Annotated in this window: 22 protein-coding genes; 9 read left to right on the top strand and 13 right to left on the bottom strand. The window is 33.4% G+C overall.

All coding sequences use genetic code 11. The features are described from left to right. The first annotated feature begins 70 nt into the window (after positions 1-70). The 3 genes from Q0845_RS02590 (at position 71) to tsaB (ending at position 3,451) form a co-directional block, all read left to right on the top strand. A complete protein-coding gene (locus tag Q0845_RS02590; RefSeq protein ID WP_298508654.1) occupies positions 71-1,225 on the top strand; it encodes an efflux RND transporter periplasmic adaptor subunit in 1,155 nt (384 codons plus the stop codon). Between the two features lie 30 nt (positions 1,226-1,255). Next, on the top strand, positions 1,256-2,689 hold the full coding sequence (locus tag Q0845_RS02595; protein WP_298508657.1) for a TolC family protein: 1,434 nt from the start codon (positions 1,256-1,258) through the stop codon (positions 2,687-2,689). An 84-nt stretch (positions 2,690-2,773) separates the two neighbouring features. Beyond that, the gene (gene tsaB / locus Q0845_RS02600; RefSeq protein WP_298508661.1) at positions 2,774-3,451 is read left to right on the top strand and encodes a tRNA (adenosine(37)-N6)-threonylcarbamoyltransferase complex dimerization subunit type 1 TsaB; all 678 of its coding nucleotides are present in this window, start codon (positions 2,774-2,776) and stop codon (positions 3,449-3,451) included. On the opposite strand, the gene Q0845_RS02605 is transcribed toward tsaB, so the two are convergent. The 4 genes from Q0845_RS02605 to Q0845_RS02620 form a co-directional block, all read right to left on the bottom strand. After that, positions 3,448-4,302, bottom strand: a complete 855-nt coding sequence (locus tag Q0845_RS02605) for a mechanosensitive ion channel domain-containing protein (RefSeq protein WP_298508664.1) — start codon at positions 4,300-4,302, stop codon at positions 3,448-3,450. The genes tsaB and Q0845_RS02605 overlap by 4 nt on opposite strands. Positions 4,303-4,457: 155 nt before the next feature. Beyond that, a complete protein-coding gene (locus tag Q0845_RS02610; RefSeq protein ID WP_298508667.1) occupies positions 4,458-4,829 on the bottom strand; it encodes a DUF1304 domain-containing protein in 372 nt (123 codons plus the stop codon). Between the two features lie 118 nt (positions 4,830-4,947). Then, entirely contained in the window at positions 4,948-5,148 is a 201-nt protein-coding gene (locus Q0845_RS02615) for a dodecin family protein (RefSeq protein WP_298508669.1), read from the bottom strand. Between the two features lie 75 nt (positions 5,149-5,223). Continuing rightward, positions 5,224-6,129 (bottom strand): NifU family protein, encoded by a 906-nt coding sequence (locus tag Q0845_RS02620; RefSeq protein WP_298508672.1) that lies wholly within the window; start codon positions 6,127-6,129, stop codon positions 5,224-5,226. Between the two features lie 435 nt (positions 6,130-6,564). On the opposite strand from Q0845_RS02620, the gene Q0845_RS02625 reads away from it, so the two are divergent. Further along, positions 6,565-7,572, top strand: coding sequence for a type IX secretion system membrane protein PorP/SprF (locus Q0845_RS02625; protein WP_298508675.1), 1,008 nt, complete (start codon positions 6,565-6,567; stop codon positions 7,570-7,572). Between the two features lie 519 nt (positions 7,573-8,091). Here the strand turns inward: Q0845_RS02625 and Q0845_RS02630 are convergent. Together Q0845_RS02630 and Q0845_RS02635 are read right to left on the bottom strand one after the other, a co-directional pair. Then, entirely contained in the window at positions 8,092-9,264 is a 1,173-nt protein-coding gene (locus tag Q0845_RS02630) for a vWA domain-containing protein (protein ID WP_298508678.1), read from the bottom strand. A gap of 203 nt (positions 9,265-9,467) precedes the next feature. Further along, positions 9,468-10,484, bottom strand: a complete 1,017-nt coding sequence (locus Q0845_RS02635; RefSeq protein ID WP_298508681.1) for an SIMPL domain-containing protein — start codon at positions 10,482-10,484, stop codon at positions 9,468-9,470. A gap of 212 nt (positions 10,485-10,696) precedes the next feature. On the opposite strand from Q0845_RS02635, the gene Q0845_RS02640 reads away from it, so the two are divergent. From Q0845_RS02640 to Q0845_RS02650, 3 genes are all read left to right on the top strand, one after another. Then, positions 10,697-12,925 (top strand): tetratricopeptide repeat protein, encoded by a 2,229-nt coding sequence (locus Q0845_RS02640; protein ID WP_298508684.1) that lies wholly within the window; start codon positions 10,697-10,699, stop codon positions 12,923-12,925. Continuing rightward, positions 12,926-13,657, top strand: coding sequence for a LytTR family DNA-binding domain-containing protein (locus tag Q0845_RS02645; RefSeq protein WP_298508687.1), 732 nt, complete (start codon positions 12,926-12,928; stop codon positions 13,655-13,657). Between the two features lie 402 nt (positions 13,658-14,059). Then, positions 14,060-14,584, top strand: a complete 525-nt coding sequence (locus tag Q0845_RS02650) for a gamma carbonic anhydrase family protein (RefSeq protein ID WP_298508690.1) — start codon at positions 14,060-14,062, stop codon at positions 14,582-14,584. On the opposite strand, the gene murI is transcribed toward Q0845_RS02650, so the two are convergent. Continuing rightward, positions 14,581-15,360 (bottom strand): glutamate racemase, encoded by a 780-nt coding sequence (murI, locus tag Q0845_RS02655; RefSeq protein WP_298508692.1) that lies wholly within the window; start codon positions 15,358-15,360, stop codon positions 14,581-14,583. The genes Q0845_RS02650 and murI overlap by 4 nt on opposite strands. A gap of 164 nt (positions 15,361-15,524) precedes the next feature. Here murI and Q0845_RS02660 point away from each other — a divergent pair, with 164 nt between their 5' ends. Next, positions 15,525-15,758 carry a hypothetical protein gene (locus Q0845_RS02660; RefSeq protein WP_298508695.1) on the top strand — a complete coding sequence of 78 codons (234 nt, stop codon included), beginning with the start codon at positions 15,525-15,527 and terminating at the stop codon, positions 15,756-15,758. A 135-nt stretch (positions 15,759-15,893) separates the two neighbouring features. Continuing rightward, positions 15,894-17,048, top strand: a complete 1,155-nt coding sequence (locus Q0845_RS02665) for a hypothetical protein (protein ID WP_298508698.1) — start codon at positions 15,894-15,896, stop codon at positions 17,046-17,048. A gap of 73 nt (positions 17,049-17,121) precedes the next feature. On the opposite strand, the gene Q0845_RS02670 is transcribed toward Q0845_RS02665, so the two are convergent. The 6 genes from Q0845_RS02670 to Q0845_RS02695 form a co-directional block, all read right to left on the bottom strand. Further along, a complete protein-coding gene (locus tag Q0845_RS02670; RefSeq protein ID WP_298508701.1) occupies positions 17,122-17,634 on the bottom strand; it encodes an OmpH family outer membrane protein in 513 nt (170 codons plus the stop codon). Between the two features lie 131 nt (positions 17,635-17,765). After that, the gene (locus Q0845_RS02675; RefSeq protein ID WP_298508704.1) at positions 17,766-18,674 is read right to left on the bottom strand and encodes an OmpH family outer membrane protein; all 909 of its coding nucleotides are present in this window, start codon (positions 18,672-18,674) and stop codon (positions 17,766-17,768) included. A 47-nt stretch (positions 18,675-18,721) separates the two neighbouring features. Next, positions 18,722-21,343, bottom strand: coding sequence for an outer membrane protein assembly factor BamA (gene bamA, locus Q0845_RS02680; RefSeq protein WP_298508706.1), 2,622 nt, complete (start codon positions 21,341-21,343; stop codon positions 18,722-18,724). A gap of 7 nt (positions 21,344-21,350) precedes the next feature. Then, entirely contained in the window at positions 21,351-22,091 is a 741-nt protein-coding gene (locus Q0845_RS02685) for an isoprenyl transferase (protein WP_298508709.1), read from the bottom strand. 20 nt (positions 22,092-22,111) lie between these two features. Next, complete coding sequence (locus tag Q0845_RS02690; RefSeq protein ID WP_298508712.1) at positions 22,112-22,798, bottom strand: DUF6089 family protein; 687 nt, start codon at positions 22,796-22,798, stop codon at positions 22,112-22,114. Positions 22,799-22,897: 99 nt separating this feature from the next. After that, positions 22,898-23,782 carry an NAD kinase gene (locus Q0845_RS02695; RefSeq protein WP_298508714.1) on the bottom strand — a complete coding sequence of 295 codons (885 nt, stop codon included), beginning with the start codon at positions 23,780-23,782 and terminating at the stop codon, positions 22,898-22,900. Between the last annotated feature and the right edge of the window lies 1 nt (position 23,783).

The raw sequence follows: 23,783 nt of genomic DNA on the forward strand, positions 1-23,783 counted from the left end.
TCACACAAAGAAACAATAGTTGAAGAATAATAATACACATCAATCAGATATTAAACCAAGAACTAATAAGATGAAGAAAGTTTTAAGAATCCTACTCGTAATTATACTTATAGGAGGCGCATTTTTTGCAGGAACATACTTTGTGCAGTCAAATCAAAAGAATATAGAAACCTTTGAAACGACTACAGCGTTTAAAGACACCATTATTGAAAAAACAGTAGCGGCAGGAACTGTAATTCCTGAAAACGAAGTGGAAATAAAACCACAAATCTCTGGAATCATAGAAAAAATCTTTGTCGAAGAAGGTGATAAAATTCAAGCAGGAGATTTAATCGCAAGAATCAAAGTCGTGCCAAACGAACAATCGTTAAACAGTGCGCGAAACAGAATTAAAAATCAACAAATTGTGCTGAATAATTCTAGAGTTGCCTATGATAGAAACAAAACGCTTTTTGACAAAGGAATCATCTCTAGTCAAGAATTTGAAAGAGCCGAACTTTCATACAATCAGGCAAAACAAGAAGTGCGTAACGCACAAAGCGATTTGCAAATTATCAAAAAAGGTTCTGTAGGTGGTTCTGCAGCAAATACAAACATTAGAGCTACCGTTTCCGGAACCATCTTAGTCATTCCTGTAAAAGAAGGAGATCAAGTAATTGAAAGTAACACATTCAATGCAGGAACTAGTATTGCAACGATTGCCGATTTAGGAAAAATGATCTTTGAAGGAAAAGTAGATGAAGCGGAAGTTGGAAAATTGAAACCAAATACAGAACTTACGGTAAATTTAGGAGCTATAGAAGATAAAGATTTTGCAGCAAAATTAACATTTGTAGCGCCAAAAGGAGTAGAAGAAAGTGGCGCAGTTCAGTTTAAAATAAAAGCAGATGTAGTATTAGACGAAAATCATTTTATCAGAGCTGGTTACAGTGCAAATGCTACGATTGAATTAGGTAAAAAAGAAAATATCTTAGTTCTTGATGAAGGATTACTTAGATTTGATTCAAAAAATGAAGACAAGCCTTATGTGGAAATCGAAAAAGGAGCACAAGAGTTCGAGAAAAAATTCATAGAAGTTGGAATCTCAGATGGAAAAAATATAGAAATCCTTTCAGGTTTAAAAGAAGAAGATAAAATTAAAATCTGGAACAAATACGCGATCAAAAAAGAAGATAAAAAGTCTGAAGGAGAAGATGGCGAAACTGAAGACGAAACAAATAATTAACATTAACACCGAAATAGTATAACCATCAACATGAAAAAAGTTTATATCATTATACTGCTCATCGCAGGAACAATTACAACAACACATGCCCAAAAAAAATGGGCGCTAAAGGAATGTGTTGACTATGCCTTAGAAAATAATATTGCCATCAAACAAGCGCAACTAGATAGGCAAAACACAGAAATAGACAAAAAAGATGCTATTGGAGGCTTTTTGCCAACATTAAATGCGTCTACCTCACACTCATGGAATATCGGTTTAAACACCAATGTAACTACTGGTGTGTTGCAAAATCAAACCACACAAAATACATCTGCAGGATTGAGCATGAATGTGACGTTATTTGATGGGTTACAAAATGTAAACAGACTACACAGAGCAAATCTAGCATTGATAGCAAATCAATATCAGTTAGATGATATGAAAGACAATACGTCATTGCAAGTAGTACAAGGATTTTTGCAAATATTATTTAACAAAGAATCTTTAAAAGTATTAAAGTTACAAATTGAGGTGACCAAAAAAGAGTTAAAACGTACGCAAGAGTTAGTAAATGAAGGTGTGTTGGCTGAAGGTGAAATTGCGGAAATAGAAGCAAATGTAGCAACGCAAGAACAGCAAATTGTCAATGCAGAAAATACATTGCGTATCTCCAAAATATCCTTAGCACAACTTCTATTGATAACGGACTATGATAATTTTGATATTGAAGAAGGTAATTATATGATTCCTACTACAACAATCATGAACAATACTCCTAAGCAAATTTTTGAAAAATCGTTGGAAGTTCGAAATGATGTAAAAATTTCTGAAACGAATATTGAATTAGCAGAATACGATCTAAAATTAGCACAGGGACAAAGATATCCAACACTATCAGGTTTTTATAGTTTTAATACCAGAGCAAATAATTCTGATATTTTTGCAGGATTAGCCGAAAATACAGAAGAGCCATTTAGTGTAATAGGTAATGTGGCAACGACAGGTGATCCTGTAGTAACCCGAAATTTCACAAGGTTAACAGAGAAATCAGATCCCTTATTCGATCAATTTAGTGCCAATAAAGGACATTCTTTTGGATTCCAATTAAGCATTCCAATCTTCACAGGTTTTAGAATTAGTAATGGTATAAAACGTTCTAAGATTGCTATTGAAAGAGCAAAGTACAATTTAGAACAAACAAAAAATAATTTAGAAGCAACCGTAAATCAAGCGTATAACGATGCTAAAGGTGCGTTAAAATCCTATGAAGCTGCAGAAAAAACCTTAACGGCAAGGAAAATAGCACATGACTATTCAACGGAACGTTTTAATGAAGGTATTATGAATTCGTTTGATTTTAGTCAATCAAAACAACGTTTGGAAGCTGCTGAATCAGATGTAGTGCGTACAAAATACGATTACATTTTCCGATTAAAAATATTAGAATTTTACTTTGGACTTCCGCTAACGGAATTGAACTAGAAGACTTAAAAAAATAGATAAAAGAGCATCAATACTTTCAAAAAGGTTGATGCTTTTTTATTTTTGTAAAAAATTAGCACTTTCATGGCGATACGATTATACTTAGAAACCTCAACCACCAATTGTTCTGTGTGTTTGGCGAATGATGAAGAGATACTTTACTTTAAGGAAGAAAATGATAAAAACTATTCGCATTCTGAAAAGTTGCACGTATTCATCAAAGAAGCGTACAAAACAGCGCAAATTCAACCAACGGATGTAGCGGCTGTTGTGGTTGGAAAAGGACCAGGATCGTACACAGGATTGCGCATTGGTGTGTCTACAGCCAAAGGATTGTGTTTTGCTTCTGACATAGAATTAATGGCTATTGAAAGTCTGGAGATTTTAGCACGTGCCATCGCTATTGCAGATGGAGTTATTGTACCATTGTTGGATGCGCGCCGTATGGAAGTGTATTCGGCAGTATTTGATACCAACTATTCACAAATCAGAGAAACGCAAGCAGAAATCATTACAGAGGCTTCTTTTGAGCATTACTTAGCAAAAGGGAAAGTACATTTTATTGGAAACGGAGCAGAAAAGTGCAAAGGTGTAATTACACATGAAAATGCAGTTTTTTATGATGAAATATACTTTCCGTCTACCCAAAAAATGATTCCAATAGCAATGGACAAGCACAAAAAAAACGACACCGAAGATGTCGCTTATTTTGAACCGTATTATTTAAAAGATTTCGTTGTAACGAAGTCTAAGAAAAATTAAGCTTTTTTCTCAATTTCTACGCTAGTTGGGTAAGGAATTTCAATTCCAGCAGCATCTAAGGCGATTTTTGTATGTTCTAGTACATCAAAATATACATCCCAATAATGTTCTGCATTTGCCCAAGGACGTACTGCAAAATTAACAGAACTATCTGCTAATTCTGAAACATTAATTGTTGGCGCAGGATCTTTCAATACTTTTGGATGATCGGTTAAAACCTTCATCAATACATCTTTTGTTTGCTTGATATCTGAATCATATGAAACACCAATTACATGGTCAATTCGCAATACACCTTCTGCAGAGTAATTCACAATATTTCCATTAGACATAGCTCCATTTGGAATGATGGCTAACTTATTTTCTGGCGTGTTTAAATGTGTAGTAAAGATTTGAATTTCTTTTACAACACCAACAATACCTTGTGCTTCAATTAAATCCCCAATTTTATAAGGTTTAAAAATCATAATTAAAACGCCACCTGCAAAGTTTGATAATGAACCTTGAAGTGCTAAACCAATGGCTAAACCAGCGGCACCAATAACAGCAGCAAATGAAGTAGTTTCAATTCCTAATTGGGAAGCAACAATAACAAATAATAAAATTTTGAGTGTCCAACCAAGTAGACTTCCTAAAAATTTCTGTAGTGTAGCGTCAATTCCGCGTTTTTTCATGATCTTTCTAGACAGACGTACGATCATTTTTATAATGAATAAACCGATGATCAAAATTGCTAAAGCAGCAACTATTTTCAATCCGTAGTCTACAATGATTTTTTCAAAATCAAAATTTTCAAACCAACCAGAAGCAGTATTGGTTGTTTCTTCAACAGGAGTTGTTGTTTCTTCCATGATATTTTTATTAGTTTTTATGATACTGTAAAATTATAAAATAGAAAGACTTCAAAATAAATTTATCATTGAATTTTTAAGCTTTCTACAAACGACAAAAAAAACTGTCAACTTGCAACTTTTTATAACAGTAAGAGAATTTGAAATATTCGGAATTAAATTTTTAAAAACATTCGCAGTAAAATAACGGCCAAGGCTAAAAAAGCAGGTGTTCCTTGTACAATTAAAATTCGGTTGCTTTTGGTAGAATATGCACCATAAAGTGCCGCAACACATACACAAATAATAAAAAACAGACTCACAGAAATGTCTTTTGTATACAATGACCAAAACAATCCTGCGGCTAAAAACCCATTGTACAATCCTTGGTTTGCAGCGAGTGTTTTGGTTTCTTCTGCAAAAGTTTTTGATTTCAATCCAAAGGTTTTCATGCCTTTTGGAGTGGTCCATAAGAACATTTCTAAATATAAAATGTATACATGTTCAATCGCGACAAACGCAATAAGAATGATTTCTAAAGTTTTCATAGGCTAACGTTTATAAATGGTGTTAAGATGTAAGACTATTAAAAGGTATGGAAAATCTATGAGTAAAAAAAAGCGTTGTCAGTATTTGACAACGCTTTTTCATATGATGGGTAAATTTTTAGTTTACTTCAAACGTAAGCTTCAAGTTTACGCGATATTCAGTTACAGCTCCGTCTTGCACAATTGCACTCTGATCTTGTACATATACAGATCTAATGTTTTTTACTGATTTAGAAGCTTGTTTTACAGCTTTTGCTGTTGCATCTTCCCAACTTTTCTTTGAATTTGAAAGTACTTCAATTACTTTTAATACTGCCATAATTAGTGTTTTTAAAGGTTATGTAATAATTTAACAATCAAATTACGGGAATTCCTGCAATTAAAAAAGTAATTCCTATCCGTTAATCGCTACAACTTCGTTAATCTGTCCTTTTAATAGGTTCTTTAACGTGTTTTCAATACCGCTCTTCAATGTCATGGTAGAAGATGGACAACCACTACACGCTCCTTGCAGTACTACTTTTACTACTTTAGAGACTGGATCGTAGGAATCAAACATAATATTTCCACCATCACTTGCTACAGCAGGTTTAATATATTCTTCTAAAATATTTACAATTTCTTTTGAAATATCATCCATAGCTTCAAAACGCTCTTCCGAAATTTCAATTTTTTCTTTTTGTTCTGCTGGAATGTCTTTGGAAACAACTTCTTTTCCTTCTTGAATATAATTACGGATAAATTCGCGAATTTCCATCGTAATATCATTCCATTCTACCATATCATATTTCGTAATTGAAATATAATTTTTGTCTAAAAAGATTTCTTTTACAAACGGAAAATGGAATAATGCCTGTGCCAAAGGAGCATATTTTGTTTCGTCAATATTTTTAAATTCTAAGATGCGATCTACAATTTTCTTATTGGCAACAAATTTCATTACCGTCGGATTTGGCGTACTTTCCGCATAAATTGTAACAGGAACTACCTTTTTTGGTGTGGCAGATTCGCTAATAACTTCTTTTCCATTATTAATATATTCTTGAATTTGTGCAGCCACTTCTTCCTGCACATCTTCCCAAGCAACAATATTATAACGCTCGATTGCAATAAAATTCCCAGAAATAAAGATTGTTTTAACAAAAGGTAAATAAAATAATTGCTGTGCTAGCGGTGAATCTTGGGCTTCGTCAATATTCTTAAATTCATAACTATTATGACGTGTAAGAAACGTGCTGGCTTCAAACTTTATAATTGCGGGATTGCTTGTTTTTTCAATACTTATCGTGATACCACTCATGGGCTTAATTTTTTTTTACAAAAGTAACCATTATCGTTGGAATCTATAAATGGAGTTGGGTAAATTATTCAATTGTTAGGGTCAGTTTGAAATAATTTTATTTTTTGTGTTAAAATAATTAATAAATAATTGCGTTTTTAATAAATTGACGCCTGAAACGAAACCGTATGGAAAATCTCATTTTATAAAAATGAGAAACTTAAGGAAACATCAATAATAAATTAAGATAAGAATTACATACTTATCAAATAATTTATATATTTGACCAAATGTGTGACATTTTACACTATGAAAATACCTATTAATTAATAGTATTGCATATAATTAACTGAAACACAACAAGTAAAGGCCTCGTTATCAAATAATAAGTTGCATTGAATTTCGATACGACCTCATATCGTATCGCTCATTCTTTACAGAAAAAGATAAACACTAATGAAATTTAAAAAATACTTAGCTATTGTTGCCATCGCATTTGGAGTGCAATGCTCTTTCTCGCAAGATGGACTTCCTGTTTATGTAGATTACCTTTCTGATAATTTATACTTAATTCATCCTTCGATGGCTGGAGCGTCCAACGCTTCTAAACTACGATTAACAGCTAGACAGCAATGGTTTGACGTAGATAATGCGCCGTCTTTACAAACTTTAAGTTTTAATACACGAGTTGGTGATAAAGTTGGATTTGGAGCTATTGTATATAATGATGAAAACGGTAACTTTTCACAACAAGGAGCTTATTTAACATTTGCATACCATTTATTACTTTCAAGAAACAGAGTAGATTTAAATCAACTTTCTTTCGGTATTAGTACAGGATTTACACAAGGAACACTCGATGAAACTGGTTTTGATATCATAAACAATCCAGATCCAATAATTTCTGGAACGCAACTAAACACAACATACTTTAATGTAGATTTTGGTGCATCGTATTATCTTTTTGATTTCTATGCGCATTTAACCGTTAAAAATGCATTGCCAACAAAAAGAGATTTATTCTCTCAAGAATTTGAATCAAAAAATCAACGTCGTTACTTAGCATCGGCTGGATATGTCTTTGGACAATATGGTAGCGATTGGAAATATGAGCCATCAATGATGTTTCAATACACGGAAGAAACACAAGAATCTTCTATTGATGCAAATATTAAAGTATATAGAAGCTTAGAATTTGGTTCTGTTTGGGGAGGATTGTCATACAGAAGAAGTTTAGATGGAGCAGAATTTGTAAATGGAACACAAGTTGACAATCAAAAACTACAGTACGTAACACCATTCATTGGAGTAAATTATAACAAGTTTATGTTTGCATATACGTATTCATATCAAGCAAACTCATTAGTGCTTTCTAATGGAGGTTATCACCAAATCACATTAGGATATGACTTTGGTAGAGCGGATAGAGATCCTTACGATTGTAATTGTCCTGCGATTAACTAAGACAACAACGAAACGATATAAAAAAGGCTTGCAAATTATTGCAAGCCTTTTTCTTTTGAATGAAACTCTAGTATAAGAAGTTAACAGTGTTTCCCATTAATTTTTATTTTGGTATTCTGTGTGAATCAATTTGTCAGTTTCCCAAGTTTCTATTTTGGTCATCGCTCCCTTGCGATCGTAATAGTAATGTTTTTTTCCTCTTCAATATCTTCGTCAAATACATTTCCATTATCGTAGTATTCAACTTATGGTGTTTAAAGGAAGCAATAAGAATAGATGTTTCATGTGTGAAACATTAAAAAGTTTATATAAATTAAAATCGAGCAGCGTTGAGATGTAATAAAACAATTATGTTCTTTTGTTTCTCAACTCTACTCGATATGACAGTTACTGCTTTTGTAGCGTTTTGATATTATGTAAAGTGTTCAACGATTACAGTAAAATCTAACAATGAAGCAGTAGTTGCCTAAGAATTCCTGCTTGCTCAGGAATATGTTTAACGGCGAAGCGATCTAAAAACTACCATGTATAATTTTTACGAGCTGCCTGTGTTTTAATCGCTTTGATCATAGCACTTTCTAAATCGTCTTTTCCTTCTTTTTCACTTTTTTGAGAAATGAATTGTTTACGCTTAGCATTTAATTCGCGAATACTACGTTGAATATCTTTACGCAGTTTTTGTTGTTCTTCTACATAGATTAAAATTTGTTCTTTTGATTTTCCTTTCAATATTTTAGGCAATTCTTTTTCACTCAATTCTTCCAATTTTACAGAATCATTGGCAATTCCGTCGACCAAATCCCAAGAAGAATTTGTGTAAAAACTAGAACTCTTTGAAACGGCTCTATCAACAGCAATTTCTTCATTGATTGAATTTGCATTGAAATCTTGGGTGCTTTGTTGCGCTATTTTATAGCTTCCTTGTAGTCCGTAGGCAATATATGTATTGTTTAATTGCGTATTATATTCCATAATTTTCTTGTCATATGGAGTTTTTACGTATACAATATTTCTATTGTGTGCAATGGTCATATAATCACCTTTTCCTTGTACGGCACCATCTTTCCACATTCCAGAAATACCTTGCTCATAGTTTCCGCAAAAAATAGTATTGACAACCACATCTTTTTCACAAGCATTGGTAATGGCATCTTTATAGTTAATGCTTCCTTGTGTAAAAGGTTCGTTTCCTGCAATAAAAAGAAGTTTCAAATCTTTTGGATTGTTTCCCCAATTCAACTGATCTAATGAAGTCTGAATCACATGTCCGCAAAACTCACTTCCGCCACGAGTAGTCAGCGAAAATAACTTTTCAGAGATTTCATCCAAGTCATTGCTAAAACGTAATACTTGACGAATGTATCCTTCTTCCGAAGATAAATTGTCGTTTCCATATTCGTACAAAGCAATTTCTAAATTTGGCTTTTCGTCACCACATTTGGCGTATGATAGCTCGTTAATAATTTCCCATAACTGAGCTTTTGCTTGATGAATTAAACCATCCATACTATTGCTAGTATCTAATAACAAAGCGACTTTAATGGTATTTTTTGTTTTCTCTTGTAGCATTTTTGTATCTACAGTCGTTTCCGTCATTGCTTCACTCAATAAAGCGGTGTCTGCTTTAGAGTTTCCTTTGCAAGACATTGTTAAAATCAATGCGCTTGCTAAAAATACATGTAGTGTTTTCATCTGTTTAAATTTTTTTGATTTCTGAATGTTCAAAAAAATTGAATACATTCAGGAACTCGCATAAATTTTAATTATCTCTTTATGTGAATTTGGAAATAATGAAAATTCATGTTCGTTTCATCGTTTTCTTTTTTTTGAATGATTAATTCAATAATTCATTCATCTGTTAGGTTTTACTTTTATTCGGTTTTCATGCTTGATGATTAGTTGCTAGTTTTTAATTCTTTTACATCAATCTTGCCGTCTGGCGAAATCACATAATATTTATGTTCTGTTTTTACTTCCGTTTTTGGTGGTTGCTTTTGCTCTTTTGGTTTTGGCGAATACACCAATTTAATTTGCATTCCAACTTGAACAACAGGTTCTAAAATGGAAGCATTCAATACAATGTCATAATTTTCAGTAGAAAGTGGCTGATAATAATACGAAGTCTGCTTCTTGGCTTTAGTTACACCTTTTTTCTTCTTTAAAGCTTCAAAAGAAACACTATTATACGCTTGATAGTTTTGGTAAAAATCTTTTGGGAAGTAACAATACTTATCATCCGCCATCACCACATTATAATCTGACAAATCAAAACCTAAAAGTTTGTAGTATTCTTTTTCTTCTTTCACTAAAGAAACTAATGAAGTTTGTAGTTTCTTGTATACTGCGCGAATGTTATCAATAAAATAATCGACTTTCACCAAGTTGTAAATCTCATTCGCTGCACACGCCGCTAAAATCTTCTCGAATTGCTGTGTTTTTTTGAATCGGATGTGAATGTTTTGTTGTAACTCAAAACCTTTAGGAACTTCGTTGTATTTGGTGCTAAATAGCTTTTTTTGTACTTCAATTTCATATACTGGGACAAATGAAATTACATCAATAGCGATATCGTCTTTTTTAATACCAGCCGCAATTAATTCTTTACGAACATTATCAATACGTTCATTGACCAACTTATGTGTTTCTTCGGCGGTTGGACCAATTTGCGAAATATTGAACATGGCTGTGTACGAACTTGCTTTGGCATTGTACAACGCGTGCACATCAATAATAATAGAAGAACTCGGATTTATATTTCTTCGGTGTTTTGTAGATTGCGGTCCGTATACTTGCGCATTACCAGTCGCAATATTTTGTCGGGAAATTTGAATATTCTGATCGTAATTCCCCTTGTGTTGTGCAAAAATGAACTGGGTAAGACACAAACACATTAAAAGATTTATTTTTTTCATCTGTTTTTTAAATTTTCCCTAAAAGTACCCGCAAAGAAATCCGAAAAAAACCGGGAATGAGTTAACAATCATGTTGAATGAGTAAACCAATTCTTTTCGTGAGAGAAACCAGAAAAAAACGACTGAAAATAGCTGAAAAACTAGGTTTTAGAAGTATTCGCATTTTAGTATATCAACGAAAGTGCGTAAGTTTATAACCCTTAATGAAAATAATGAAAAATAAGTTTGCAATAATATTGGTGTTTCTATGCTTGATTTCGTTCCAAGAAGTTGTTTCCCAAAACAGCGCCAAGGAAAAGAAAGAAGAAGCCGCTTTTTTTATGGTGCGTGGAGAAATTAGAGGCAGAGATAATCGTGCGCCAGTATCAGATGCTACCATACGTGTGGTTGGAGGAGATGTAGCAAAAACAAATGCCTTTGGTCGTTTTACGATTCGAACACGTGTAGGTGATCAATTGGTGATTGAACACCCAAGTTTTGGAAAAGAATTTCATAAAGTTTCCAGCGATGAATCTATTGTAATATTGGTAGAAGGTTTCGAAGAAGAAGAAGAAAATACATCTTCATTAGGAAGACAAAAGCGGAAATCAGACTTGAAACAATACAAAGTCATGCTAGATTCTGCAGTATTGTTTAAAAAGAAAGATATTGAAAAAAGTATTCAGTACATTGAAAAAGCGCTGGAGAATTTATATGATGATAATGATGAAAAAGAACTGTCGGATTCGTATGAAATTTTAGGAGATGTGTATGTGTATTGGAAACAATACGATTTGGCCATTAGTAATTATCAAATTGCATTGAATACTTATAGTACGACTCGCTTGTGGATTTCTCTTGGGAAAACACAATTGCTAAATGCAGATTATAATGAAGCTATTAAGTCATTCAAACGTATTCTGCGTAATAGTTTATCTAAATACCAAAAAGTAACTGTGTATGAAGGTTTGGGTGATGCGTACAAAGCGTTGGGTAAATATGATGTGGCACTGGAAAACTATAATAAAGGTCTTGAAATTGCCAAAACAAATTTAATTACACCGAAAGTCACAGACTTGAATTCCAAAATTGCAGATAATTATGCGGCTACAGGAAATACAAATGCTGCCGAAGGATATTTTACCAATTCTTTGAATCTTGCACAAGAACAAAACTTGCAACGTGCTATTGTAGAGCAAGATCGTGTGGCCGATTTCTATAACTCAAACAGTTTGTTCGATAAAGAAATTCAGTTGCGTAAAAAGAACCTGGAAGATTTGGAAAAATCAGGTTCCGATAAACAAGTTGCCAAAGGAACTTTAAATGATTCTGTCATTATTAGTACGCAGCGAATTAATTATAAAATTGGAAATGCATTTTTGCAGCAAGAAAAATACGATGAAGCACTTCCGTATTTTAAGAAAAGTGCTTCCGAAGCCAATACCAAAGAAGATTTAATTGTTGCAAAAGATGCAACTCGAAAATTATCGGAAACGCTGGAATCGCTTGGTGAATTTGATGAAGCACGTACTACTTTTCAAGAATATGTAGAATTGGTCAATGAATTGACATTGCGTAAAGAGCAGGAAATTTCATTATCAAGTCGATTGCGAAAAAATATTCAAGAAAAGCAAACGCGCATCATGAGTTTGGAAGCTGATCGTAAGCTCGAACGCTCGCGAGTGGATAGTTATATTCGAGAACAGCAATTAGTAGAAGAAAGTAATAAACGTCAATTATACACGATTTATTCGCTTATTTTTGGAATGATTTTACTGGCAATCACCATTTATCTATTGTATCGAAATAGCAAACAGCAAAAATTGGCGAATAATTTATTGGCACTGAAATCATTGCGAACACAGATGAATCCTCATTTTATTTTCAATGCGTTGAATTCTGTGAATAATTATATTGCCTTAAATGATGAACGTAATGCGAATCGATATTTATCTGAGTTTTCAACTCTAATGCGTACTGTTTTAGAAAATTCTGATGAGGATTTTATTCCGCTTTCAAAAGAATTGGAATTACTAGAATTATATGTGCGATTGGAACATATGCGCTTTCAGGATAAATTTGAATATAAAATAAATGTTGATGAACAGTTGAAAATATCTGACTTTCAAATTCCGCCGATGTTATTGCAACCGTATATTGAGAATGCAATCTGGCATGGATTACGTTACAAAGAAGAAAAAGGAATGTTGAATATTTCCATTTCGGCGAAGACAGATGAAATGCTTGAAATTGTCATTGAAGATGATGGAATTGGACGCGAACGTTCTATGGAATTAAAGACGAAAAATCAGTTGCGTCAAAAATCAAAAGGAATGGGGAATATCAAAAAACGTATTGCGATTTTGAACGATATGTACAAAGACAAAGTAGATGTCTCTGTGGGCAATGTTTTTGAAGACGGACAAGGAACCAAAGTTATACTAACGCTTAAAAAAGATTAAATGCAATTACAAACCATTATTGTAGAAGACGAAGAAATTAGTAGAGAAATTCTAAAAAAGTATGTGGCAAAGTATTGCCCAAATGTCAATGTAATTGGAGAAGCTTCTAATATTGAAGATGCTTTAATTTTAATTCGAAATAACGAATTAGATTTGGTGTTTTTAGATGTAGAAATGCCTTTTGGAAATGCTTTTGACTTACTAGAAAAAGTAGGCGATCGTTCGTTTGAAACCATTTTTGTAACAGCTTACGATCATTATGCGATAGAAGCATTGAACAGTCACGCATCTTACTATCTGTTGAAGCCAATTTCTATAGACGAACTCATCAAAGCGGTAGATCATGTAATTTCTATTAAAAGTAAAGAAGAGCGTTTGGAAGAAGCCGTTTTGACAACGAATATAGAAACGATCAACGGGAAAATTACCATTCCGCAACAAGATGGTTTTGAAGTATTAAATGTCGCAGAAATTGTGTATTGCAAAGCTGATGATAACTATACGGAAATCTATATCAACGATTCTAAGATTGTGGTGAGTAAAACCTTAAAATATTTCGAAGAAGCGTTAAGTCAATATCCGTTTGCACGTGTACACAAATCGTATTTAGTCAATGTAAATGCGGTTGTGAAGTATAGAAAAGGAAAAGGTGGAAGCGTAGTACTAAACAATGGAAAAGAAGTTTTGGTATCTTCTACGAAAAAAGCGAATTTGTTGTCGTATTTTAAGTAGGTGTTAGGTTTTTGATCTTGGATCTTAGGTTTGTGTCAAAGAAAATCTACAACCCAATATTTATGTATAGAAATAATTCTTGAAGTTGAACTTGAAAGATTTGATACGTCATTGCGAATGAAGTGAAGCAATCCGTTTCATGTTAAGTGTGTATTGTTCTATTTTGTCAGATCGAGTGAATTTGTGAAACAAATTAGTATCGAGATATAATTAGAATTTCAAAGTACTTCTCGATACAATTTTTCTCCATCTTATTACGAAAAATCACTCGAAGTGACGTTTGGAAATTTAAAACGAAAAAGTATTTTTGAATAAACGAATAAACGAATAAACGAATAAACGAATAAACGAATAAACGAATAAACAGGAGCAAAGCAACCCAAAACCCAAAACCCAACCACCATGATCATAAAACCTGTAAACGGAAAACATCCACAAATTGGAAACGATTGTTTTATTGCTGAAAATGCTACCATAGTTGGCGAAGTTTCTATGGGAAATCAATGCAGTGTTTGGTTCAATGCAGTCATTCGTGGCGATGTACATTTTATCAAAATGGGAGATAAGGTAAATGTGCAAGATGGCGCAGTTATTCATGCAACCTATCAAAAATCACCAACGACTATTGGAAATAATGTTTCTATCGGACATAATGCTATTGTACATGGTTGCACCATTCATGACAATGTTTTAATTGGTATGGGAAGTATTGTAATGGACGATTGTATAGTAGAAAGCAACAGCATCATAGCAGCAGGCGCGGTAGTTACCAAAAACACGCATGTAGAATCGGGAAGTATTTATGCTGGAATTCCTGCGAAAAAGGTAAAAGACATTAGCAACGAATTAATCTCAGGAGAAATCGATCGTATTGCAGATAACTATGTAAAATATTCAGGTTGGTTCAAAGAAGAAAATAACGATTAAAAATCTAAAGCTTCCACTGTAAAATCTCCGTGTAAAATCTCACTTAAAATTTCTGGCTTTCTATTGCTATAAAAAATACAATCTCCAACATTACTTGTAGGAGCACATAATTCATGTTGTGTCAAAATAGCTTGCGTATGTCTTGCTACAGCTGCACCAGAATCAATAATAGTAACATGTTGCGGAAGTAAAGTTTTTAACTTTGGAATTAAATACGGATAATGACTGCAGCCAAGCACTAAATAATCAATGTCTGCAGCAATCATGGGTGCTAGATATAATTTTAAAAGTTTTTCCATTTCTGGAGTATCAATCTCACCATTTTCAATCAGTGGAACTAAACCTTCGCCTACTTGCTCAACAATAGTAACGCCGTTACCGTATAAATCAGACGTTTTATGAAACAATTCGCTTGATAAGGTTCCTTTGGTGGCTAAAATGCCAATCGCGTTGGATTTCGTCTGTAAAGCGGCTGGTTTAATGGCAGGTTCAATTCCAATAAAAGGAACATCGTAATGCTCACGAAGATGACGAATAGCATTTGTTGTAGCGGTATTGCAAGCAACTACAATGAGTTTGCAGCCTTTCTTTAAGAGTAATTCTGTATTCTTGATGCTAAGTTCAGTAATTCTTTCCTTTCCTTTAGGTCCGTATGGCGCATATTTGCTATCGGCTAAATAGATCGTGTTTTCGTGTGGCAACAATTTGTGGATTTCTCTCCAAATCGATGTGCCACCAACTCCAGAATCAAAAATACCTATTGGGGAATTGCTCATAATGGTAAAAATAAGTAAAAAAAACAGCCTTGTCGATATCATTTGAATTTGGAGCTATGTTTTTTGGGAAAAATAAAGTGTAATTAGAGAAATCATACATTTTGTAGGATTTGTCGCTAGTGTTTGCAAGCTATATTTGAATCATTAACTTTAAAATGATTAATATGAAAAAACAAAAATTTGCAAGTAAACTTAGTTTAGGCAAAACCAATGTTTCAAACTTAGGAGCAATAAAAGGAGGCTATAAGACTTTTTATTGTGTTACTTTCAGGTGTAACACCAATAATTGCGGAACCAATGGTTGTGGAACAAATGCCTGCGGTAGTAATAATTGTGCGACAAACAATCATCCGTTGAGTGATCCTTTGCATTGTCGTACGTGTGACGGAGGATGTTAATCTAACATCATTGAAGACGGAAAGCTGCCATTTTGGTGGCTTTTTTTGACTGCAACCTCATCCAAAAGTAGTGTTGACTCATTTGTTGTTTTTTACAGCGAAATGACAATGTATTTTGCGAGCAAAATATGAATTATGAATCGACATTACTTTTTTTTGTTTGGATGTTTCTTATGTATGTTAGTTTCAAATGCACAACCTGGACCAATATTTGTCAATTTGAATAATGGATTAGGAGATATTATCATTATTGATAGTACGACAAATACATCGAGGATTGCACTGTTAAAAAAACATAGAAATCTTAGTCTGATAATTGCATTGCCAAAAATTCCTGAGGAATTCAAAGATTTTGTACATACAGAATCACTCACCATTGTTCCGCCTGCTGATATTTCTGAACTGGATAACTATTTTCCGAATGTAAAGCATCTGACAATTCGTAGAAGGCAACAGGAATATATAGCGAAAAAGAAGTTTCAATTGGATTCGTTACAGACCTTGTATATCATGGATTCGGAAAGTTTAGAAGATATTGATGCATTTTTAGATTGTAATACGATTGAAAAATTACTAATTCGCGGAACACCAAACTTGACTCAATTTCCAAAGTTTCACAGAAAAAATAGAATTAAGGAACTAGGAATTGATCACGGTATAAAATTTCGAAAAAAAGATGCGAAAAACTATCTAACAGCAATTAAAAGACTTTCAAAATTAGAAAAGTTAACCTTGGCAAATATTTATAGTTTGACAGAAGTGCCTTCGTATTTACCAAAATCGATTCAGTATTTAGAGATTAATAGTTGGGCATTGCATGATCATACGACAAAAATTAAAAGTTTGAAACATCTTAAAAAATACACCAATTTGAATTTTTTAAAGTTGTATCAAATCGAACTTGATTCAGTAAAAGAAAAGTTTCCTAAGATTTTTCTGGAGAGATTATACCTCAACAGAGTACACAATTTAAAAGATGTTTCTTGGGCTTTTTCATTTGGAGGAATAGATTATGTAGGGATACATCATTGCAATGAACTCACAACAATAAACGCCGATTGGAACACAGACGTTGTTTCTAGGATAGATATTCGTAGTTTGAGTAATTTGACTTCTATTGATGCTTTATTTGCTTTAGATAATTTAAAATCTTTAGTAGTCAGATATTGTCCAAAGTTAGTATTGCCAAGTACAAATATCATGTATAAAATTCCACACATAATGATGGCTGGAAAAGGATACCATTTGTATAAAGAGAATGGAATTTGGGAAAAGATTGAATATTATTAATGAGTTTAAAATTCAAGCATAAAAAAACCGCCTAAATAGGCGGTTTTTTTATAAGGTAGTATATAGTAGTTCTTTACTTGATACCTAATTCTTTCTTAACAGAATCCATTAAGTTAGTTCCATCAGCAAGTAATAAACCTGAACCTGGAGTTTCGTCAAGTACATAAGCAAACCCTTGTGCTCTTGCTACTTTTTGAATGGCAGCTAATGCTTTTTCTTGAATAGGCTTTGTTAAGTCAATATATTTTTGTTCTGCAGTTTTCTGAGCAGCAGCTTGTGCTTCTTGAATACGCGTTTCTAATTCTGCTAATTCCTTCTTTCTGTCATCATTTTCAGCATCAGTCTTATTAGGAGCTTCGTTTGTGTACTGAGTTAATTTGTTTCTGTATTCAGTTACTGAGGCTTGAATATCTGCACCTAATGATTGTTGAAGTTTGTCAAACTCATCCTTAGCTTCTTTCATTTCCGGCATAGCGCTAATCAACTGTTGCGTATTAATGTGGGCAACTTTTGTCTGTGCATTTGTAAAACTTACCATTCCGAAAAATAGTACTGCAATTGCAATTAGCTTTTTCATTTGTTTCATGATTTTCAATTATTTACTTTAAGTGTTATTTATATTAATTGTTGTTACTCTATCACCGAGAATTGTATTGCGTTGGGCTTATCTCGATGGTTAAGGGAATTTTATATTTGTTTAGGCTTGTTAGCCATTATTTATTGTCCACCACCAGCGCCTTCGCCGTTTTCCTCGTTTTCATTCTCTTTTTCTTCCTGCTTCTTTTTACGCTCTTCCGCTTTTTTACGTTTTTCTTCTTCGCGTTTTTTGCGTTTTTCTTCAGCAGCTTTCTTTTTAGCTTCACGATCTGCAATTAGCTTTTTACGCTTTTCTTCGTATGCTTTTTTCTTTGCTTCACGTTCTTCTAAACGTTTCTTCTTGCGTTCATCTAATAATTTTTGACGCTCTTCTTTTTTAGCAGCAGCAGCTTCTTTTTTAGCTTCTGCTTCTGGATCTGGTTCTTTTGCAGTGTCGCCATCTTCAAATTTAGATTTCGAACTTTTCTTTTCCCTGATCTTCTCTTCTCTACCTTTACGTTTTTTATCTCTATTGATCACACGTAATACTTGATCACTGATATCAAACTTCTGTGCAGAGTAAAGCATCACTACGTCTGCTGATTTGTCAAATACGAAATCATAACGTTTCTTTTTTGCGATATCTTGAACAATATTTAATACTTGGTCTTGAATGGGTTTTACCATATTTTGACGTTGTACCATTAAACTTCCAAAAGGACCAAAACGGTCTTGTTGGTATGTTTGTAATTCTTGCTCTAAGATTTCGATTTCCTCTTCACGCTCGTCAACTAATTCTTTGGTAAGTAAAACACGTTCCGCACTTAGATTTTTTTTCATTTGATCTATCGCGTTTTGCTTTTTCTGAATTTCGTTTTTCCAGCGTTGAGCTTTTGCTTCTAATTGTGTGTTTGCTTCTTGATAAGTATCTACATTCTCTAAAATGTATTCCATATCAATATAACCAACTCTTGCACCATTTACACGTTGTGCGTGTACGGTAGATAGTGTGAGAAGCATTGTTAATAAAAAAAGAACTTTCGTTTTCATGTCTGTCGGTTTGTTAATAGAAAATATCGTGCCAAAATTTAAATTACTTAAAATTGCTGTCCGATAATAAAGTGTGTTTCCCATCCGTTTCGTTGCGTAGTTCCTGGGATTGGATCAAATCCATATCCAAAGTCAATACCTAACAATCCAAATGCAGGCATAAATATACGTAATCCTGCACCAGCCGAGCGATTTAACTCAAACGGACTGTACTCTTTAAACGAATTAAATGAGCCACCAGCCTCTAAAAACGCTAACGTATAAATAGAAGCAGTTTGCTTTAATGTAATCGGATAACGTAACTCTAACGAAAATTTATTGTAAATAGTACCTCCATCTAAATCAGAAAGTGATTGATTTGGATATCCACGCAATGCAATTGCCTCTCTACCATCTAAACTGAAGTTACCTAATCCGTCTCCACCAACGAAGAATCTTTCGAAAGGAATGATCCCTCTATCGTTGTTATACGCGCCTAAGAACCCAAAATTAGCTTCTGTTTTTAAGACTAATTTGTCAACTACATTTTGGTACCAAGCACCTTTGAATTTAATTTTATAAAATTCTAACCATTTGAATTTTTCTTGATCAACTTTTCCTCTGTCAACGATAGAAACTTCTCCTGGTTCTAGTGTTGGACCTAAATTTGCAGGTTCTCCAGGTGTACTAGCATTTGCATTTAAGAAATTACCATTTGAATCTTTTAACTGATATTCATCTAAATTTTCTAAATTTCCGTAATCTACGTTATTAAACAGGGAATAAGGTAAGGAAAGTTTTGCACTTACAGTAAATTCAGAACCTTGCATTGGGTAAATTGGGTTTGGACCCGATGAATTTCTCGTTAAAGCAACTGTGTAAGAGAAGTTGTTTGAGAATCCATCACCAAAGGTAAATAATCCTGTGTTATAATTTTTTAAGTTGTAATGTTGGAAACTTAACGCTTGTGATAATACAAAGTAATCATCAGGTTCAGCTAAACGTTTTGCCAATCCTACAGATAATCCTGTAATTAAGAAACGTCTGTCTTTGTCAGCATTGTTTGTTTGTGGATTGAATAAAAACTGTACTGTATGTGATAATGATGAAGTAAACTGTACTGGTTTTTTTCCTCCTAACCATGGTTCAGTAAATGAAAAACTAAAGGTTTGGAAAAATCTACTTGCTTGTGCACGTAATGCTAATTTTTGTCCATCACCTGTTGGTAAAGGTTTGTATGCATCACCATTGAATAGGTTTCGAATAGAGAAGTTGTTAAACGACAGTCCTAAGGTTCCGATGAAACCTCCACCACCATAACCACCTTGTAGTTCTATCTGGCTTCCTCCGCGTTCTGCTAAGCTGTATTCTACATCAACAGTACCACTGTTTGGATCTGGATTTTTAATTTCTGGCTTGATTTGCTCAGCATCAAAGAATCCTAACTGACCTAATTCACGAATGGTACGAATGATTTTATCTTTACTATATAATTCTCCTGGTTTTGTTCTGATTTCACGATAGATTACGTGATCGTTTGTTTTTTCGTTACCAACCACAGAGATATTGTTAAAGTAAGCTGGTTTTCCTTCAATGATACGAATTTCGAAGTTGATGGTGTCATTCTTCGCAGAAACCTCAACTGGGTTGATATTTGAGAATAAATATCCGTTGTTTTGGTACTGATTTGTTAAGTCTTGTGCATCAGGATCCGTTTCGTCAGAAATACGGTTTTCTAATAAGACACCATTATAAGTATCTCCTTTTTTAATTCCTAACAAACTGCTTAACTGTCTGTCTGTATATACGGTGTTTCCTAAGAACGTAATGTCTCCAAAATAATACCTGTTTCCTTCTTCAAGCGCAATGTCAATATTTAATGTATTGTCGTCGTTCCAGCTAATAGAATCTCCAGTAATTCGCGCATCACGGAATCCGTTTTCCTTGTACTTTTCTATAATAGAGTTTAAATCTTCTTTATAATCTTCAGGAATGAATTTAGAAGCTTTAAAGATACGAAGTGGAAATTTTTCCTTCGTATTTTTCATTGCTCTACGAAGCTTTTTGTCTTTGAATTGTGTATTTCCAGTAAAACGAATGTTTTTTACTTTGATCTTTTTACCGCGATCTACATTTACAATCACCTTCATGTTATTCTTGGCGCTGTCTGTAGTATCTTGCTGAGTTGTGATATTAACTTTGGTACGGTAATATCCTTGTTTCTTATACTTATTTTCGATGTAGTTTTTAGTATTTGCTAAGAAACTTTCTGTGATTTTCTTCCCTTTTTTCAATTCGGTTTCTTTGATCACAGTTGCGGCTTTATTTTCCTTTAATCCGCGAACTTCTATATCTGATAATGTTGGTAATTCTTGAATGTTTAATTCTAAGAATATTTTATCACCTTCAATACGTTCTATATAGAAATTGATATCACTAAAAAGCTCTAATCCCCATAATTTTTTAATTACGGCACTAATTTCTTCTCCTGGAACTAAAATTTCCTGTCCTTCACGTAGTTGCGTGTACGTAATAACGGTTTGTTCGTTATAACTTTTTAATCCAGTAACTTTAATGCCACCTATTGTATATTTCTTCCCTTTATCAAAAGTTGTTTCTTGTGCATAAGAGGCAATACTGCAAAAGAGTAATAATAATAGTAATAATGATTTTAGGTATTTTTTTTGCATTAAAATTCTAATTAATTTGTTCGCTTGTTTTTCCAAATCTTCGTTCTCTATTTTGATAATTAATCAACGCTTCATATAAGTCTTCCTTGCTAAAATCTGGCCATAATACATCGGTAAAATACAGTTCAGCATAGGCAATTTGCCATAGTAAAAAGTTACTGATACGATGTTCTCCACTAGTACGTATAAGTAAATCTACATCTGGTAAATTTTGCGTGTAAAGATGCTGATTAATAATGGATTCGTCAATAGATTCCAAAGAAATTATATTATTTTTAACTTTCTCACATATTTCTTTAACAGCATTTTTAAGTTCTTCTCTTGAACCATAGCTCAATGCTAGTGTTAATGTCATGTGTGTGTTATCTTTTGTCTTCTCTATAACCTCAAATAATTCTTTTTTAGCCTTCTTTGGAAGTGTATCTAAAGAGCCAATAGCTTGTAATTTGATGTTGTTTTTAAGGAGTATTTTGAGTTCTTTTCGCAGTGAAGAAACTAAGAGTCGCATTAAGGCTTCTACTTCAAGTCTTGGACGATTCCAATTTTCAGTAGAAAACGCATATAATGTTAAATTTTTAATACCGAGTTCGGCACTTGTTTCCACAATTCGTCGTACAGATTTAGTACCATTTTCATGACCAAATACACGAAGTTTTCCTTTCTGTTTTGCCCACCGACCATTTCCGTCCATAATAATGGCTAAATGTTTCGGTAAAAAGTCTTTCTGTATTTTTTCGACTAAACTCATTCGTATTTTTGCTTGCTACACTAGTAACAATAACAGGGTTTTTTTCCAAAGGTATATGTAAGGGTAATTCCCGTATACATATACCAATCGTTACTATTTATATTTCCAAACTTCAAATTGTCAAAATCTTCTTTGTCATTTACTGGATTGCTTCCATCAATATCGTCGGTAAACGTATATCGTGCTCCAAGTTCAAGACCTAAGATCCATTTATCTGAAATAGTCATTTTGTATCCTAATACCATCGGAATGGCAAAGGTATTGTCATCTCCATAAGGAACAATTCTTCCATTTTCTAAAAATAAGGTGTCATAATTAAAATATGAAACACCTGTATATAAATATGGTGCAGCTTGCGGATCTGTATCATGTAAATTAAATTCCCAGAAGGTAAACTCAACACCAACGGAGAATTCTGTAATTGTATTTGTAAATTGTAATCCACGCAATTGTCTTGCTGGATCGTCCGATTTAATATCTTTTCCTTCTAAAAGTGTTCGGGTAATAGACGCTCTAAATGAATGTCTTTCACTTCTATTCCATTTATAAATAGCTCCATACGCTAAATGGTTAGGATTTATGTACTGTGTTGATCCCACATCTCCAATAAAATTACTGTAGCCAATATATCCTCCAATTTCATGGAGTTGTGCATTCATCGTTTGGGCTAAAGCAAAAGCAACCAACATTATAACGAGTCTTCTCATAGGTATCAAAAGTTTGCAAATATAGTATTCTATTTTGTTATAGGCAATTGAAAAATAAGCCTATGGCTTTTAAACATAATTTGCAGGATTTTATTGCTCTTAATTTCGTTTATCTTCGCCCCAAAGAAGTTTTTTGCGGAGTGTCTTTAAGAAACTCTGCCCTTCAAGTTCTACAAGCTTCACATTAAATGGTGCTTTTTTTATGGTAATTATGCTGTTTATATTAACTGTTGCGATGCGAGAATCTAAAGAAATGAGGTGTTTGTCTTCACGACCAGAAACTTCCAATCGGATGGTTGTATGATCAGGAATTACCAACGGTCGTGCGTTTAAGTTATGTGGCGCTATTGGTGTCAACACAAAATTATTGTTATTTGGTGTAATTACAGGTCCGCCACAACTTAAGGAATATCCTGTAGAACCTGTCGGTGTTGCTACAATTAAACCATCTGCCCAATACGACGTTAAATATTCATCATTCAAATGTGTTCTTACTGTAATCATAGAAGTGGTGTCTTTTCGTGCCACCGTAACTTCGTTTAAAGCAAAATTCATGTCAACAATGTCTTCATTGGTAGGAGATGTTTCTACAGCGAGGACACTACGCTCAACAATTGTATATTTTTTTTCAACAATTTTAGCAATGGCTTCCTGAATTTCTTCTTTTTGAATGGTTGCTAAAAAACCGAGTCTTCCCGTATTGATTCCTATAATAGGAATGTTTAAATCTTGCACAAGTGTAATGGTTCTTAAAATAGTTCCATCGCCACCAATGCTGAAAAACAAATCAAATGAGTCGTCTAAATCAGTATAAGATTCAAACGTTTTGTAGGTTTCTGTAACTTGAATTTTCGCTGAAAAAATGTCGTAGTATTTTTTTTCAATATAAATATCGACACCATATTGTTGTAAGTTTTGCAACAAATAGCTAATATACTCACCTGAGTTTTTGTGGTAAAATTGACCGTAAATACCAATCTTCATG

It is taken from the genome of uncultured Kordia sp. (assembly GCF_947489565.1).
GTDB lineage: Bacteria > Bacteroidota > Bacteroidia > Flavobacteriales > Flavobacteriaceae > Kordia.

Coding starts and splice junctions, on each gene's coding strand:
- Q0845_RS02590 (WP_298508654.1), top strand. CDS start 71: ATGAAGAAAGTTTTAAGAATCCTACTCGTAATTATACTTATAGGAGGC.
- Q0845_RS02595 (WP_298508657.1), top strand. CDS start 1,256: ATGAAAAAAGTTTATATCATTATACTGCTCATCGCAGGAACAATTACA.
- tsaB (WP_298508661.1), top strand. CDS start 2,774: ATGGCGATACGATTATACTTAGAAACCTCAACCACCAATTGTTCTGTG.
- Q0845_RS02605 (WP_298508664.1), bottom strand. CDS start 4,302: ATGGAAGAAACAACAACTCCTGTTGAAGAAACAACCAATACTGCTTCT.
- Q0845_RS02610 (WP_298508667.1), bottom strand. CDS start 4,829: ATGAAAACTTTAGAAATCATTCTTATTGCGTTTGTCGCGATTGAACAT.
- Q0845_RS02615 (WP_298508669.1), bottom strand. CDS start 5,148: ATGGCAGTATTAAAAGTAATTGAAGTACTTTCAAATTCAAAGAAAAGT.
- Q0845_RS02620 (WP_298508672.1), bottom strand. CDS start 6,129: ATGAGTGGTATCACGATAAGTATTGAAAAAACAAGCAATCCCGCAATT.
- Q0845_RS02625 (WP_298508675.1), top strand. CDS start 6,565: ATGAAATTTAAAAAATACTTAGCTATTGTTGCCATCGCATTTGGAGTG.
- Q0845_RS02630 (WP_298508678.1), bottom strand. CDS start 9,264: ATGAAAACACTACATGTATTTTTAGCAAGCGCATTGATTTTAACAATG.
- Q0845_RS02635 (WP_298508681.1), bottom strand. CDS start 10,484: ATGAAAAAAATAAATCTTTTAATGTGTTTGTGTCTTACCCAGTTCATT.
- Q0845_RS02640 (WP_298508684.1), top strand. CDS start 10,697: ATGAAAAATAAGTTTGCAATAATATTGGTGTTTCTATGCTTGATTTCG.
- Q0845_RS02645 (WP_298508687.1), top strand. CDS start 12,926: ATGCAATTACAAACCATTATTGTAGAAGACGAAGAAATTAGTAGAGAA.
- Q0845_RS02650 (WP_298508690.1), top strand. CDS start 14,060: ATGATCATAAAACCTGTAAACGGAAAACATCCACAAATTGGAAACGAT.
- murI (WP_298508692.1), bottom strand. CDS start 15,360: ATGAGCAATTCCCCAATAGGTATTTTTGATTCTGGAGTTGGTGGCACA.
- Q0845_RS02660 (WP_298508695.1), top strand. CDS start 15,525: ATGAAAAAACAAAAATTTGCAAGTAAACTTAGTTTAGGCAAAACCAAT.
- Q0845_RS02665 (WP_298508698.1), top strand. CDS start 15,894: ATGAATCGACATTACTTTTTTTTGTTTGGATGTTTCTTATGTATGTTA.
- Q0845_RS02670 (WP_298508701.1), bottom strand. CDS start 17,634: ATGAAACAAATGAAAAAGCTAATTGCAATTGCAGTACTATTTTTCGGA.
- Q0845_RS02675 (WP_298508704.1), bottom strand. CDS start 18,674: ATGAAAACGAAAGTTCTTTTTTTATTAACAATGCTTCTCACACTATCT.
- bamA (WP_298508706.1), bottom strand. CDS start 21,343: ATGCAAAAAAAATACCTAAAATCATTATTACTATTATTATTACTCTTT.
- Q0845_RS02685 (WP_298508709.1), bottom strand. CDS start 22,091: ATGAGTTTAGTCGAAAAAATACAGAAAGACTTTTTACCGAAACATTTA.
- Q0845_RS02690 (WP_298508712.1), bottom strand. CDS start 22,798: ATGAGAAGACTCGTTATAATGTTGGTTGCTTTTGCTTTAGCCCAAACG.
- Q0845_RS02695 (WP_298508714.1), bottom strand. CDS start 23,782: ATGAAGATTGGTATTTACGGTCAATTTTACCACAAAAACTCAGGTGAG.